This window comes from Myroides sp. WP-1 (assembly GCF_014145635.1).
In the GTDB taxonomy this organism is placed as follows: domain Bacteria; phylum Bacteroidota; class Bacteroidia; order Flavobacteriales; family Flavobacteriaceae; genus Flavobacterium.
On the sequence record NZ_JACHTC010000002.1, the window covers coordinates 351,681 to 366,788 of the forward strand.

Here is a 15,108-nt window from a genome sequence, read left to right on the forward strand (position 1 = left end):
ATTAATTAGATTTTGTGATTGATTCCAAAGAAACGATGAATACTAAAGGTTGGTTTTTAGCAATTGATTTTTGATCCCCCAAATAGCTATAAGCTAAACTCGAAGGCGTTAAAACTTTGATGCGTTCGTTGGTTTTTAAAGTTTTTATACTGTTTCTCAATACAGGTAGAATATCTTCTTCATCTACTTTGTAGGTTAGAGAACCTATTTCTTTTTGTCCGTAAATAATACTGTCATTTACAGCTTGTACCTCATAGGTGTAATGAACAAGATCACCTTTTTGAGGGCGAATAGAATCTTTAACTTGACGCTCTAAATAGGTAAACCAAAAACCTGTGTTCGAATGAATGTAATCGTGGTCTACATCTTTCTCTATGTATTTTTTGAAGATATCCTCTTCACTTTCTCTTAATTCCACATTACGATCAATAGAGAGTTTAGTTTCTATTGATTTGGATTGAGAGATAGGCTTTCGAGGCTCATCTTTTTGTTGACAACTAGCCAAAACAAGAACAAGTGACAACAGAGCAATAGCTAAACGAGGGTTAAACATAAAAATCGTGTTTGTGATTGTTTACTATTTCGGTATAACGTTTAATTGTGTCTTCCAGAGATAAAGTAGATTTTCCTCCAGCTGCGTTAATATGTCCGCCACCTTCAAAATAAGTACGAGCCAATAGGTTGACATCGAGATTGCCCGAAGAACGGAAAGATATTTTAATGATTCCTTCTTCTTGGCGTTCAATAAAAAAGGCAGTTAAATCAATACCTGCAATCGATAAACCGTAATTTACTAATCCTTCAGTATCGCCTTTTTGGTGTTTGAATTCCTGTAAATCCTGTTCACTTAAAAATAAATAAGACGATTGAGTATTGGGAATTAAATGCAAGTTTTGCAGGGCTCTCCCCATAAGCTGTAAGCGATTATAAGAACTGTTGTCGAATAAAGCGTGGTGAATAGAAGGATTGTCAATGCCTTTGTCGATTAAAGCAGCAACAACCTGATGTGTTTTGGCTGTTGTTTTTGGAAATCTGAACGAACCTGAATCCGTAACAATTCCCGTGTAAATACACGTAGCGGCTTCTTGATTCACTAATGATGTTAGATCCATACGTTCCAACAACGTATAGAGTAATTCACAAGTGGAACCGAATGAAGTATCTGAAAAGGTTAACTTAGCGTAATCACCAGGCATTTGATGGTGGTCTATCATAACAAAATCATTGGGTAGAGTTGCTAAGAAATCGCCCATTTCATCTCCAGTTCGCGATAGAATATTGAAATCTAACGTAAAAATACAGTCGCTATTTTTTAAGATATGTTGTCCTGCGGGTTTATTAAAATCGTAGATCTTAATCGCTGCAGTTCCAGGCATCCAAGCCAAGAAATTTGGGTACTCATTGGGAGAGATAATTTCAACTTTGTGTCCTAGTTGTTTTAAGACGTGAAATAATCCAAGACAAGAACCAATAGCATCACCATCGGGGTTGCGATGAGGAATAATTGAAAAGCTCTTTGCCGGTAAACTAATTAGTTGTTTTAATGTATCTATTGTTGTCTGCTTCATAATGCGAAAATAAGTTATTTTGCATCATTTGCATAAAAATATAACGGATTTTAATTAAATTAAAACAACAGTTCACATTTATTCAGCCAATGCGCGAAGCTCACGCTTGTCTACCAGAACAATGTCCTTACCTTTGAGTTGAATAATGCCCTCTTTTTTCATTTCAGAAAGCAAACGAATACAGCTTTCAGTAGCTGTACCAACCATGTTGGCTAAATCTTCGCGAGATAATTTGATGTTTAGTGCCTGTGTATCAGCAGCAGATCCACCTAACTCTTCAAGCTTTAGCAATACAATAGCTAATCGCTCTTTTACTGTTTTATGGGTTTGATTGGCTAAATCCTGATCGGCATCTTTTAAGTGAGTACAAATATCACGGGTAATAAGTAGAGAAAACTTGTTGTTTTCTGTGAAGTGATCTAGCATTTCTTTTTTAGGAATGAAACACACTTGCATGTCTTCTAAAGCAGTTGCTGAAAGGTTAGACGTTTCTTCGTTAATGATCGAGCGCTGCCCTAACAAATCTCCGCGTTTTGCTAACTTGACAATAGAGTCTTTTCCGTTTGAATTTAGTTTGGTTAACTTGCAAAAACCTTCCTTAATACAATAAACCCCATTTAAACTCTCTCCTTCTGAAAATATATTCTCTCCTTTTCTAATGATAAAGTGGGTTTTTGTTTCTGAAATCGCTAGTAACTCCTCTCTAGTTAACGCTTTTAAAGAACTAAATTCTCTAATCATACATTGCTCACATCTTCCCATACCTTAATATACTTATTTAATGCAAATGGTGAAATACCTCGACAAAGATAGTGCTATTTAATGATAAATGTCATAAATTTTAGGAGAATTAACTAAGACCTTTGTACAAGGTAAATGAGCAAATTTTATGGATAAAAAAGCGTGTTTTCATTGTGGTAACAGTGTTACTGCATTTAATCGTATAGACTACGATGAAAAAATGTTTTGTTGTAACGGTTGTAAAACCGTCTACGAAATTTTCAATGAAAACGATTTGACCTGTTACTATGACCTTGAAGCTACACCAGGAGCTACTCCTGAAGATGTTCAAGGCAAATATGATTTTTTAACCAACCCCGATATTGTGGAAAAATTGCTGGAATTTAACGAGGGGGCTACATCTATTGTCTCCTTGTATATTCCACACATTCACTGTAGTTCGTGTATTTGGATTTTAGAAAATCTGCATAAACTCAACGCAGGGGTTTATCGTGTATTAGTTAATTTTCCTGAAAAAAAGGCTACGATTACCTTTAATAATGAGAAAATAGACTTAAAAGAAATTGTTCTTTTGCTGTGTCGTATTGGTTATGAACCGTACATCAGTCTAAAGAATTACGAAGAAAAACCCAACAATATCGATCGTAGCTTGATTTACAAAATAGGCGTTGCCTTTTTCTGTTATGGAAATGTCATGATGCTGTCTTTTCCTGAGTATTTCAACATAGACGATGTATGGATGGAACAGTACAAGAATTTCTTCCGTTGGTTGATTCTTGTTCTGTCTTTGCCTGTGTTCTTTTATTCGGCTTCTCCTTATCACAAGGCTGCCTGGACGGGTATAAAAACAAAAAATTATACGATTGATATTCCGATGTCTTTAGGGATTATTGTGATGTTTATCCGCAGTACAATAGATATTGTTTTTGATCTAGGGCCAGGGTTTTTCGATAGTATGACCATGTTAGTGTTCTTTATGCTGTTGGGAAAACTATTTCAACAACGCACATATAACTTCTTGTCTTTTGAACGAGACTATAAATCCTATTTTCCAATTGCAATTACCAAGCTGAAAAAGGAGGGAACTGAAGAGCCTATACAGGTTTATGAGGTTGAACAAGGAGATCGTTTGTTGATTCGCAATCAAGAATTACTTCCCGTTGATGCGATCTTATTATCTGAGCGCGCGTTTATCGACTATAGTTTTGTTACAGGTGAAGCGATCCCCGTTGAAAAGAAATCTGGCGATAAATTATTTGCTGGAGGAAAACAGATGGGAGAGGCTGTAGAAGTAGAAGCTATTAATAAGGTATCTCAAAGTTACTTGACGCAATTGTGGAGTAATGAAGTGTTTCAAAAACGCGTCGATTTAAAATATAAAACCATTACGGATACAGTTAGTCATTACTTTACTCCGGCTTTGTTGACTATTTCTGTTTTGGCTTTTATCGGTTGGGCATTTGTCGATTTAAATAGTGCTTTTAATGTGGTAACTGCCATTTTGATTGTTGCTTGTCCGTGTGCTTTAGCATTAACAGCGCCATTCACTCTTGGAAATGCCATTCGAATTTTAGGTCGAAAAAAGTTCTTTCTCAAAAATGTGACTGTTGTTGAGCAAATGGCAAAAGTTGATACGCTTGTTTTCGATAAAACGGGTACCATTACAACAAATGCGCAATCGACCATTCAATACGAAGGAAGGGAACTAACGAAAGACCAACAAAGTGATATTAAAAATTTAGTCCGCGCATCAAACCATCCGTTGAGTCGAAAGTTATATGCTTTCTTGCAAACGAAGGTAGTGATTAAACCTACCCAGTTTGAGGAACTTCCAGGTAAGGGAATTGTCGGAGTGATTAACGGTTCAGTTTATCAAATTGGTTCGACAGTTTTAGTTGGAGCTGATCATACAGAGCGCCTTAACGAAACCGCGGTGCATATCGCCATAGAAGGACAGTATTTTGGGAAGTTTGTTTTTGAGAATCACTACCGACCAGGTTTAGCTACGCTCTTTAAAAACTTGCGTAAGCACAATTATAAACTCAGTATTCTCTCAGGAGATAACGAAGGAGAAAAAGCGTATTTACAAACGTTATTACCCGAAGATACGCTCTTGGCTTTTAATCAAAAACCCGAAGAAAAATTAGACTATGTCAAACACTTACAAGAGCAAGGTGGAAATGTTATGATGATTGGTGATGGGTTAAATGATGCAGGAGCTCTGGCGCAAAGTAATGTGGGAGTTTCTGTTTCAGAAAACGTCAATGTCTTCACGCCAGCGAGTGATGCAATCCTTGATGCGAGTGTTTTTGATCAACTGCTCAGTTTCTTGGATTTTTCTAAACAATCTGTTAAAGTGATCAAAATCAGTTATGTACTTGCTTTAACGTATAATGTGATCGGTATTACGGTTTCAATTATGAATATGATGTCGCCTTTGTTGGCTGCTATATTGATGCCAATCAGTACGTTTACTATTATTAGCTTCGTTACTGTTTTGACAAATTATTATGGAAAAAAGATAAAATAAAAAAACTAATTATTAGGTTTTTGGTGATATTTATCATATTTTTAGGTAAAATATATTGTTAACTTTGTTTTAATAATAATAAGGTATGAGTGTTATTTATTTCTTAATTAGTATCAGTGTTTTCGTGGCAGGAATCTTCCTATACATTTTTATTAAGTCAGTGAAAAGTGGTCAGTTTGACGACGCTTATACACCTTCTGTTCGCATGTTGTTTGATGATGAATTAAAAAAAGAGGACAAAAAGGAAGGGAACAAAGGCAAGGAAATTAATCAAAAAGAAAATTAAATATAAACAACTATGGAAGTGCAACAATTTTATTATGACAACAAAATTGTAAAGAAATTCCTTTACGCATCGATCTTTTTTGGTGCAGTAGGGATGCTTGTAGGATTGCTATTAGCGGTAATGTTTATATTTCCTAACTTAACCGATGGGATTCCTTGGTTGAGTTACGGAAGACTACGTCCGCTACATACGAATGCAGTTATTTTTGCTTTCGTTGGAAATGCAATTTTTGCAGGGGTTTACTATTCTTTACAACGTTTGTGTAAGTCGAGAATGTACAGTGATGTTTTGAGTAACATTCACTTTTATGGATGGCAAACAATTATTGCTGCTGCAGCAATCACCTTGCCTCTAGGTTTTACTACTTCAAAAGAGTATGCTGAATTAGAATGGCCAATTGATATCGCTATTGCGGTAATCTGGGTTACTTTTGGTATCAACATGATTATGACGATTATTAATCGTAGAGAGCGTCATATTTACGTTGCGATCTGGTTCTATTTAGCAACTTTCGTTACAGTAGCAGTATTACACATTTTTAACTCGTTAGAGTTACCAGTACACGGATTGAAATCATATTCAGTGTATGCAGGGGTTCAAGATGCATTAGTGCAGTGGTGGTACGGACATAACGCCGTGGCCTTCTTCTTGACAACGCCATTTTTAGGATTGATGTACTACTTCTTGCCAAAAGCAGCAAATAGACCGGTATATTCATATCGTCTATCTATTATCCACTTTTGGTCTTTAATTTTCTTATACATTTGGGCTGGACCGCACCACTTATTATATTCAGCTTTACCTGAATGGGCACAAAACTTAGGAGTTGTATTCTCTGTAATGTTGATTGCTCCATCTTGGGGAGGTATGATTAACGGACTTCTTACATTACGTGGAGTTTGGGATAAGGTTAGAGTTGATCCTGTTTTGAAATTCTTCGTTGTAGGTATTACAGGATACGGAATGGCGACGTTTGAAGGGCCAATGTTGTCTTTGAAAAACGTAAACGCTATTGCTCACTATACAGACTGGATCGTTGCTCACGTTCACGTAGGTGCTTTAGCATGGAACGGATTTATGACGTTTGGTATGGTGTATTGGTTAATCCCTAGAATGACAAAAACAGAATTGTATTCTAAAACACTAGCGAATTTCCACTTCTGGATTGGTACATTAGGTATTATCCTTTATACAATTCCTTTATATGTAGCTGGATTCTCTCAACACTTAATGTGGAAAGATTTCGATCCGTCAGGAACATTAAAATATGGTAACTTCCTTGAAACAGTAACAGCGATCATGCCAATGTATGTGATGCGTGCAATTGGAGGTTCGTTCTACTTAATCGGATTATTCGTATTGATCTTCTTAGTATACAAAACAGTAAGAGCTGGTAAACCAGTAGAAGATGAATTGGCAGAAGCACCAGAATTAAAAAGAATTTCTGCTTCTCGTTTAAGAGGAGAAGCTTGGCATACTTGGTTAGAAAGAAGACCAATTCAGTTTACAATCCTTACTACAGTTGCTATTTTAATTGGAGGTATTGTACAGATTATCCCAACGATTTTTGTGAAATCTAATATTCCTACCATTACAAGTGTAAAACCATATACACCATTAGAATTAGAAGGTAGAGACTTGTATATCCGTGAAGGATGTGTGGGATGTCACTCTCAAATGATTAGACCATTCCGTTCTGAAGTTGAGCGTTATGGAGAGTATTCAAAATCAGGAGAGTATGTATACGATCACCCGTTCTTATGGGGGTCTAAACGTACAGGACCAGATTTAATGCGCTTAGGACAGAAATATTCTGATAACTGGCATTTTAACCACATGTTTAATCCACAATCAACATCTCCGGGATCTATCATGCCAGGATATAAATGGTTGTTCGATAATAAACAAGCGGATTTCTCTAATATCGAGAAGAAAATGAGCGTGATGAGAACGTTAGGTGTTCCTTATACAGATGAAGATATTGCTAATGCAAGACAATCTATCAAAGAACAAGGAGATCAAATTGCGTTAAACTTACAAACTGATCCAGATTATACAGAATCTTATTTAGCAAGTGAAAAAGCTGCTAAAGAAAATGGACAAGAGTTCGTTCCGATGAGCGAGCGTGAGATTGTAGCGATGATTGCCTACTTACAACGTTTAGGTACAGACATCAAAAATAGAGTTGAGGAATAATAAAAAGATGATACATTATGTTGAAATTTATTAAGCATACAATGGAAACAATAGGTGGAATAGAAATATACCCTATTATCTCATTGCTGATATTCTTTACCTTTTTTGTTGGCCTATTCGTATGGGTGTTTACCTACAAAAAGGAGACGATCGAAGAATTGAGCAATATGCCATTTCTAGATGATGAAAAGCACAATGTTGATCCTAATTCAGAAAAATTATGAAAAAGTATTTTCCAGTATATGTAAGAGTTCCATTACTATTCTTGCTATTTTACGTACTAGTAGAATGGGTAGCAGGCGGAACAGCGCAAAGACCTGCTTTTGTAGATCATCCTGCAGTGCTTATTTTGTTGGGATTGTTTTTATTCGCTTTAATAGCTGTAGAAATCGTTGCTTCGGCAACCAATAGAGTACTCAGACGATTAATGACACCGGAAGAAATCGCTGCGAAAGAAGCGTTAGACAACCTTTCATTTGCTGATCGTCCATGGGTGAAGAAAATGATGCAAAAGATGACTCGTGCTAAAGAAATTAGCGATGAAAAAGAGTTGTTAATGGATCACGATTATGATGGTATTAAAGAGTTAGATAACGAATTACCACCTTGGTGGGTTGGATTATTCTACGTTACTGTTATATTCTCTGTAGTTTACTTATTGAGATTCCACGTATTTGGAGGCGACAACCAAATTGTAGAATACGAAAAAGCAATGGCTATTGCGAAAGAACAAATCGAAGAGTACAAAAAAACTGCTGCAGATTTAATCTCAGCTGATGATGCACAATACTTAACAGATGAAAGTTCGTTAGCCGCTGGTAAGAAGATTTTCGACATGAACTGTGTAGCTTGTCACCAAGCTGATGGTGGTGGAGGAATCGGACCAAACTTAACAGATGATCATTGGATTTTAGGTGGTGGAATGAAAAATGTTTTCCATACAATTTCTGAAGGGGGTAGACCTGGTAAAGGAATGGTAGATTGGAAAAAAACATTGAAACCTTCTGAAATTGAAAAAGTAGCATCTTATGTTATTTCTTTAAATGGTACAATTCCTGCAAGCCCGAAAGAAGCTGAAGGAGATATCATTTGGTCTAAAGCGGAGTTAGAAGCACCTGCTGACGGTGCTGCTGAAGAAGCAAAACCGGAAACTGCTGAAACTCCAGCTGCTGATGAAGCTGAACCTGCTCAGGAGTAACCCTAGATCAAACAAAAAAAACTAATAAACACATAAAAAAGGAGTTGAGTGAGTATTATACAGGCTCAACTCCTTTTATAAAAAACACACAAGGCTATGGAAAATGGAAATAATGAGAGTTTTAGAGACTCGATAAGTACCATTGACAAAGATGGTAAAAGAGCATGGATTTATCCTAAAAAGCCGTCTGGCCCATTTTACAACAAGCGAAAAATAGTTAGTTATCTCTTACTAGCTTTTTTATTAGCAGCCCCTTTCATTAAAATAAACGGAAATCAGTTGTTGCTATTTAATGTAATTGATCGAAAATTCAACATTTTTAGCTTCCCTTTTTGGCCACAAGATTTTTATCTGGTCGTAATTTCAATGATTATCGGTGTTGTTTTTGTAACCTTATTTACGGTTTCCTTTGGTCGTATTTTTTGTGGTTGGATATGTCCGCAGACTATTTTTATGGAAATGGTGTTCAGACGTATCGAATACTGGATCGACGGTGATAGAGGTGCTCAAATGAGATTAGACAAACAACCTTGGAATGCAGAGAAAATACGCAAGAGACTTTTGAAGTGGTTCATTTTCTTTGTGATATCTTTTATTATTGCCAACGTTTTTCTATCCTATATTATTGGAAGTGACGCAGTGCTCTTGATGATTGAAGATGGTCCGTTTGTACATATGGGTAATTTTATTGGACTGGTTATTTTTACTGGTGCTTTCTATTTTGTATTTACTTGGTTTAGAGAGCAAGTATGTGTAATCGCTTGTCCTTATGGCCGCCTACAAGGGGTTTTACTCGATGATAAATCTATTATTGTAGCGTATGATCATGTACGTGGTGAAAGCACAAACGGAAGAGCTAAGCTGAAAAAAGGCATGGACAGACAAGCGGAAGGAATCGGTGATTGTATCGATTGTAAACAATGTGTCAACGTTTGTCCGACAGGTATCGATATCCGAAATGGAACACAGTTAGAATGTGTAAACTGTACTGCTTGTATTGATGAATGTGATTTCGTTATGGAAAAAGCAGGGTTTCCTAAAGGGCTAATTCGCTATGCTTCTGAATCAGAAATTGTAGAAAATAAACGCTATAAATTTACACCTCGTCAAAAAGGATATACTATTGTACTGTCTATTTTAGTGCTGTTGTTAGTCGGACTTCTGTTTTTAAGAATGGATGTTGAAGCTAGAGTATTGCGCGTTGCTGGTAAAACGTTTGAACACAAAGGAGCTAATATCTCTAACGTGTATACCTTTAAGATCATGAATAAAACGATGAAAGACTATGACAACCTTACCTTTAAAGTGAAAAAACCGGAAGGTGCACAAGTACAAATGGTTGGAAAAGACGTCATCGAAGTGAAAAAAGAAAACTATAGCGAAGGAGTGCTGTTTATCGAAATTCCTCAAAAAGAACTCGATGGGTATAGCACTAAGGTAACTATTGAAGTATATGATGGAGATCGTTTAATCCAAACAACCAAAACCAACTTCTTAGGCCCTCGCTTATTGAATTAAAAATTAAAAAATAGTTAGGTATGAAATTTAATTTTGGAACAGGTATCGTAATTGCTATTGGGCTATTTATGATATTCATTTTACAATATGTAATTCGAGTACAAGTTGATTCGAAGTATGACAATCAACTGGTGACAGAAAATTATTATCAACAAGAAGTTGAAGTGGATTCCCGTCGTGAGAGAGAAATGGAAGCACTAAAACTCGAAGAACAAGTTACAATATACAGTACAACTGATGGAATTAAAATAACTTTTCCTGAAAGTTTTGACTATAACAAAATACATGGAAAAATATTCCTATACAGACCGTCTAACCAGCAATTAGACTTTGATACTCTCATATCATTGTCTTCTTCCAATTTGCTCATACCTAACACAAATCTGGTAGACGGTCGTTGGGATATTGTGGTTGAATGGAACTATAACGATGTATCGTATAGAAATGTAAAAAAAATAACAATTAAGTAAGAGTATTGATTTCGGCACTTATTTTTGGCTTAGTAAGCAGTCTGCATTGTATTGGAATGTGTGGACCGATTGCGTTGATGTTGCCAATTAGCCAAAACAATCCAGTTTTAAAAATTAGGCAGATGTTCACCTATCACATAGGTAGGATATCTGCCTATTCTTTATTAGGCTTTGTTTTTGGCCTGTTTGGCAAAGGTCTGTATCTGGCTGGTTTTCAGCAACAATTGTCAATTGTAGTAGGTATTATTATGATTGTATTGGCGCTCATACCCACCAATCGAATTGGAAATTTTAACCTTTTAAAACCGCTGTATCGCTTTGTAAATTGGATTAAATCTTCCTTAGGAAAACAGTTTAAAAAGAAATCACCAAATGCCTTGTTCTTCATCGGTTTCTTTAATGGGTTTTTACCTTGTGGAATGGTATATGTCGCTTTGTTTGGTGCTTTAGCAACACAAGATGTACTTCTGGGAATGGCATATATGGCTTTGTTTGGCCTAGGGACAATTCCCTTGATGAGCTTAGTTATTTATTTTAAAAATCTTTTTTCTGACTCGTTTAGAAGAGGAGTGATGAAGTACTATCCCGTTGTCATTGTGCTTATTGGTATGCTTTTTATCATTAGAGGATTGGGATTAAATATTCCTTATCTCTCACCAGATACATTAAATCTATTTGTTCGAGGAGAAGCAATGTGTTAAAAAATACTTAATTATGTGACTTTTGATTGCCTCTCTTGTCTAAAGGATAGAACAGCGATAAAGTAAGATTGTTATTAGCTATGAAAAAGATTACTAGTTGTTGTTCAAATGCTATAGAAAAAGAAAAGAAAAAAAAGGAAAGACATAGTCTTTCCTTTTTTTTTGTACCTGACTGAGTAGAGTCTATCTAATTGTCTTTTTTATATGTGACTACTTTGTGTTCACAAATTTCAATTTTCAGTGTTTTATCATAAATTTTTACATTATTTGTTTGTTTTACTGGTGTTTTTGGTGTTAATATTTTGTTTTAATGCTTGAGTTGTATTTGTAATTATGAGGTGTTTGTTTTTATTTAGTACAATTGTTGTTTTCTATATTGTTTTTTTGTTATAAAAATGACGTATTTGTAAAAACAGTGCAATGTTTTTTGGATAAAGTAATATTTCTTAAATTCACAGTAGAAAAAAATTAAAATTTGTTGTTTATGAAAGCAAAAGTACAGTATAACGATTTTAAAGGTACTGTAGCTGCGGATATATCAGATATGATCGCAGTTAACAAAGGAAATTACATCAGCAGTATTGGGGAGTACTTCGGTGTAGATCAAGAGCGTTTTAAGGTTGTAGGGGTTTCTCTACAGGGAATTCAAGATTTTGAATTGACCATGCTTTGTGTTGACAAAGTAAAAAGTACACCTTTTAAAGAGCATTTAGTAAAAATGCAATTTGATCTTGATGCAGAAGGACAAAAACGAATGTTAGGATTGTTGTTCAAACGATTAAACGTTGTTTTATTTGATTCGGGTGAAGAAGATTACGAAAATGACAACTACGATGAAGTTGTTAATTATGCAGATCACCATGAAAAAGAAGATCTAGAGTAAAAAAATTAAATGGAATAAGAAGTTCTCGATGAAAATCGGGGACTTTTTTTTGGTTACGAGTGAACGGTTGTGAGTGAACAGTTAGGGGATAGGAGTGAGTAATACAATTTTCTGGAATAAGATAAAAATCGTTTTTTAGGTGCTCAACGCCTCACCATCTCAACGCCTCATCATCTCAACGCCTCACCATCTCAACGCCTCATCATTTCAACGCGTCAACATCTCATCATCTCAACGCCTCAACGCCTCATCATCTCAACGCCTCATCATCTCAACGCCTCATCATCTCAACGCCTCAACGCCTCACCATCATCAAAAACTAATAATTGTCTTTTCTCCAAATAGCTACATCAGCTAGAATTTTTTCTGTATCAGGATGAACTTCTTCCAGGTAGTTTTCAGTATAAAGCGTATAAGTAGCTTTGTCCAAACGCAATTTCACTTGATTATTGTTAATGACACGTACTGAAATTTGTTTTGAAGAATCGACAAACAGTTGATGTCTCTTTGAAGTTTGGTCTTCTTCTAACGTTAGGAAAATAGGAGTTTGTGTGCCATTTAGTTTACTGTCTTGTTGATACACCAATGTAGCTTTACCATCTTTATAGGTAAAATAATAATTCTTGAACAGGAGAGTTTTTGCTGTAAAAACTTTTGTTTTGCTTTTATCTAAAGTATAAGGCGAAGAAACTATGGTTTCCGTAGTTTGACAACTCTGCACAAGAGGCGACAAGGCTAGTATAGTAAGAAGAAATAGTTTTTTCATAAGCTTGATTCGTGTAATTCAATAAGACCAAAATAAGATAATAATTCAACAAAACAAAATAATATTTAAATAATATTGGTTTTTCTATGCTTTTTAGTTCAAAAGTAATAGTATTTGAGTGTTAATAAGTGATTATTTTTAAAACTTAATTGTCAAAATGAAGTGATAATTATCAGTGTTTAAGAAAAAAATTGGCTGTAATTTAATACTAGAATTAAAAGTAGTGTGAATTATGATTAAAAAACTGATTTTAGTTGCCGTATTAGTTTCATTGGTAGGGTGTAAGCAGGATAAGTCAAATGCCTTTGAGTTTGTACAAAAAGACGATGGTGGGTTGTTTACCCAAGCAAAAACTTTTTTTCAGCCCATTTCTTCAGTAGATCTTCCTGAAATAGATTCAGCTAAAGTGGATTTAGGGAAGTATTTATACTTCGATACGCGTTTGTCTAAAGAAGGCAATATAAGCTGTAATTCTTGCCATAATCTGAATACTTATGGAGTTGATAATCTCGCTTTTTCTCCTGGTGATGATGGTTCGTTAGGAGGGAGAAATTCACCTACCGTTTTTCATGCAGCCTTGCACAGTATGCAGTTTTGGGATGGTCGTGCTAAAGATGTGGAAGAACAAGCAGGAGGACCAATCCTAAATCCGGTTGAACACAATATCAAAAATGAAAAAGAACTAGAAGACCGCTTGCGTCAAGTTGAGCTGTATAAAGAAAAATTTGCAGCTGTTTACCCAACCGATAAACAACCTATAACGTTCAAAAATATCACTAATGCCATTGGTGCTTTTGAGCGTACATTAATGCCAGCGAGTCGTTTTGATCAATATTTAGAAGGAGATAGAGAGGCGCTGTCTGCACAAGAACAAAAAGGACTAGAAGCTTTTATGGCTGTTGGTTGTACGACATGTCACAGTGGGGTAGCTATGGGAGGTCAAATGTTTCAGAAATTTGGACTCTATGGAGATTACTGGGTAGCTACAAAGTCTGAAAAAGTAGATAAAGGTTTGGCTGATTTGAGTAAAAAAGAAACGGAAAACTATTTCTTTAAAGTACCTGGTTTGAGAAATATTGTACATACTGGACCTTATTTTCACGATGGATCTGTTAGTGATTTGAAAGAAGCAGTAAAAATTATGGCTGATCTTCAAACCAATATAACCTTGACAAAAGAACAGTTAGATGATATTGTTGCTTTTTTAGGCAGTTTATCTAGCGATATCCCTGCAGAAGTTAAAAAATCACCCTTTGAATAAGTGTTTCTTATCAAAGTTTGTTTGTATATGTTGACAAAAGCTATTCTTCTTTGAGTAGCTTTTGTTTTTTTTCAATTAGTGCGAAGAGAGCTGTTTCAGAGGAGCTTATTTCATGCAAATAGTGAGCTACTAAAAGTTAACTACTCAAATTATATTGGCTAAACTTTACATTTGTTATATTTGTAGATAAATAAACCAAGAAGTATGGAGTTGAAATTACACAGACCTATTTGTTTTTTTGATTTAGAAACAACAGGAATCGATGTAGCAAGAGATCGAATCGTAGAAATAGCTATATTAAAAGTATTTCCCAATGGAAATAAAGAAAGTAAAACATGGTTAGTTAACCCTGAGCGACCTATACCAGAAGCGTCTTCTAAAATTCACGGAATTACGGATGAGAAAGTCGCTAATGAGCCTACATTTAAAGAATTAGCTCCCTTGGTTTATCAAATGATTAAAGACTCTGATTTAGCTGGGTTTAATTCTGATCGCTTTGATATTCCATTGTTAGCAGAAGAATTGCTTCGTTCGGGTGTTGATTTTGACTTGGGGAATCGCGTAACGGTTGATATTCAAACCATTTTTCACAAAAAAGAAGAACGAACATTAAGTGCAGCATATAAGTTCTATTGTAACGAAAGTTTAGAGAATGCCCATTCTGCTGCTGCTGATACCCATGCTACCTATGAAATCCTGAAAGCACAACTCGATCGATATGACGATTTAGAAAATGATATGCGCGTGTTGTCTGAGTTTACAACAAGAAAGAAAAGTGTTGATTTTGCAGGTTTTATTGCGTTAAATGAAGAAGGACAAGAAGTATTCACCTTTGGTAAGCACAAAGGTGTTTTAGTGGAAGAGGTGTTGGAAAATGAACCAGGTTATTACGGTTGGATTCAAAATGCAGATTTCCCACTGTATACCAAAAAAGTGTTGACCGGAATTAAGTTGCGAAAACTCAATAATAAACTATAAAAGAGAAGTAGT

At 35.5% G+C, this 15,108-nt stretch carries 15 protein-coding genes; 11 read left to right on the plus strand and 4 right to left on the minus strand.

The genetic code is table 11. The features are described 5' to 3' along the window. Position 1: 1 nt before the first annotated feature. From gldI to H4K33_RS03265, 3 genes are all read right to left on the minus strand, one after another. The gene (gldI, locus tag H4K33_RS03255; RefSeq protein ID WP_182647070.1) at positions 2-553 is read right to left on the minus strand and encodes a gliding motility-associated peptidyl-prolyl isomerase GldI; all 552 of its coding nucleotides are present in this window, start codon (positions 551-553) and stop codon (positions 2-4) included. Beyond that, complete coding sequence (locus H4K33_RS03260) at positions 546-1,568, minus strand: bifunctional oligoribonuclease/PAP phosphatase NrnA (RefSeq protein ID WP_182647071.1); 1,023 nt, start codon at positions 1,566-1,568, stop codon at positions 546-548. The genes gldI and H4K33_RS03260 overlap by 8 nt, the downstream gene beginning before the upstream one ends. A gap of 78 nt (positions 1,569-1,646) precedes the next feature. After that, the gene (locus H4K33_RS03265; RefSeq protein ID WP_182647072.1) at positions 1,647-2,330 is read right to left on the minus strand and encodes a Crp/Fnr family transcriptional regulator; all 684 of its coding nucleotides are present in this window, start codon (positions 2,328-2,330) and stop codon (positions 1,647-1,649) included. Positions 2,331-2,457: 127 nt separating this feature from the next. On the opposite strand from H4K33_RS03265, the gene H4K33_RS03270 reads away from it, so the two are divergent. The 9 genes from H4K33_RS03270 (at position 2,458) to H4K33_RS03310 (ending at position 12,091) form a co-directional block, all read left to right on the plus strand. After that, complete coding sequence (locus tag H4K33_RS03270; RefSeq protein WP_182647073.1) at positions 2,458-4,839, plus strand: heavy metal translocating P-type ATPase metal-binding domain-containing protein; 2,382 nt, start codon at positions 2,458-2,460, stop codon at positions 4,837-4,839. 85 nt (positions 4,840-4,924) lie between these two features. Next, complete coding sequence (gene ccoS / locus H4K33_RS03275; protein WP_182647074.1) at positions 4,925-5,125, plus strand: cbb3-type cytochrome oxidase assembly protein CcoS; 201 nt, start codon at positions 4,925-4,927, stop codon at positions 5,123-5,125. Between the two features lie 12 nt (positions 5,126-5,137). Further along, positions 5,138-7,321 carry a cytochrome-c oxidase, cbb3-type subunit I gene (ccoN, locus tag H4K33_RS03280; protein ID WP_182647075.1) on the plus strand — a complete coding sequence of 728 codons (2,184 nt, stop codon included), beginning with the start codon at positions 5,138-5,140 and terminating at the stop codon, positions 7,319-7,321. Positions 7,322-7,338: 17 nt separating this feature from the next. After that, positions 7,339-7,545 (plus strand): cbb3-type cytochrome c oxidase subunit 3, encoded by a 207-nt coding sequence (locus H4K33_RS03285; protein WP_158961321.1) that lies wholly within the window; start codon positions 7,339-7,341, stop codon positions 7,543-7,545. Then, a complete protein-coding gene (locus H4K33_RS03290) occupies positions 7,542-8,519 on the plus strand; it encodes a cbb3-type cytochrome c oxidase N-terminal domain-containing protein (RefSeq protein WP_182647076.1) in 978 nt (325 codons plus the stop codon). Before H4K33_RS03285 ends, H4K33_RS03290 begins: the two co-directional genes overlap by 4 nt. Positions 8,520-8,615: 96 nt before the next feature. Then, entirely contained in the window at positions 8,616-10,037 is a 1,422-nt protein-coding gene (gene ccoG / locus H4K33_RS03295) for a cytochrome c oxidase accessory protein CcoG (protein ID WP_182647077.1), read from the plus strand. A gap of 20 nt (positions 10,038-10,057) precedes the next feature. Beyond that, positions 10,058-10,507: a FixH family protein gene (locus tag H4K33_RS03300; RefSeq protein WP_182647078.1), complete on the plus strand. Its 450-nt coding sequence runs from the start codon at positions 10,058-10,060 to the stop codon at positions 10,505-10,507. 5 nt (positions 10,508-10,512) lie between these two features. Next, positions 10,513-11,208 (plus strand): sulfite exporter TauE/SafE family protein, encoded by a 696-nt coding sequence (locus H4K33_RS03305; RefSeq protein WP_182647079.1) that lies wholly within the window; start codon positions 10,513-10,515, stop codon positions 11,206-11,208. Between the two features lie 484 nt (positions 11,209-11,692). After that, positions 11,693-12,091 carry a hypothetical protein gene (locus H4K33_RS03310; protein ID WP_182647080.1) on the plus strand — a complete coding sequence of 133 codons (399 nt, stop codon included), beginning with the start codon at positions 11,693-11,695 and terminating at the stop codon, positions 12,089-12,091. 319 nt (positions 12,092-12,410) lie between these two features. Here the strand turns inward: H4K33_RS03310 and H4K33_RS03315 are convergent, their stop codons facing one another. Beyond that, on the minus strand, positions 12,411-12,857 hold the full coding sequence (locus tag H4K33_RS03315; protein ID WP_182647081.1) for a hypothetical protein: 447 nt from the start codon (positions 12,855-12,857) through the stop codon (positions 12,411-12,413). Positions 12,858-13,089: 232 nt separating this feature from the next. Here H4K33_RS03315 and H4K33_RS03320 point away from each other — a divergent pair, with 232 nt between their 5' ends. Then, the gene (locus H4K33_RS03320; RefSeq protein ID WP_182647082.1) at positions 13,090-14,118 is read left to right on the plus strand and encodes a cytochrome-c peroxidase; all 1,029 of its coding nucleotides are present in this window, start codon (positions 13,090-13,092) and stop codon (positions 14,116-14,118) included. Between the two features lie 204 nt (positions 14,119-14,322). Then, the gene (locus H4K33_RS03325; RefSeq protein WP_182647083.1) at positions 14,323-15,096 is read left to right on the plus strand and encodes a 3'-5' exonuclease; all 774 of its coding nucleotides are present in this window, start codon (positions 14,323-14,325) and stop codon (positions 15,094-15,096) included. The last annotated feature ends 12 nt before the right edge of the window (positions 15,097-15,108 follow it).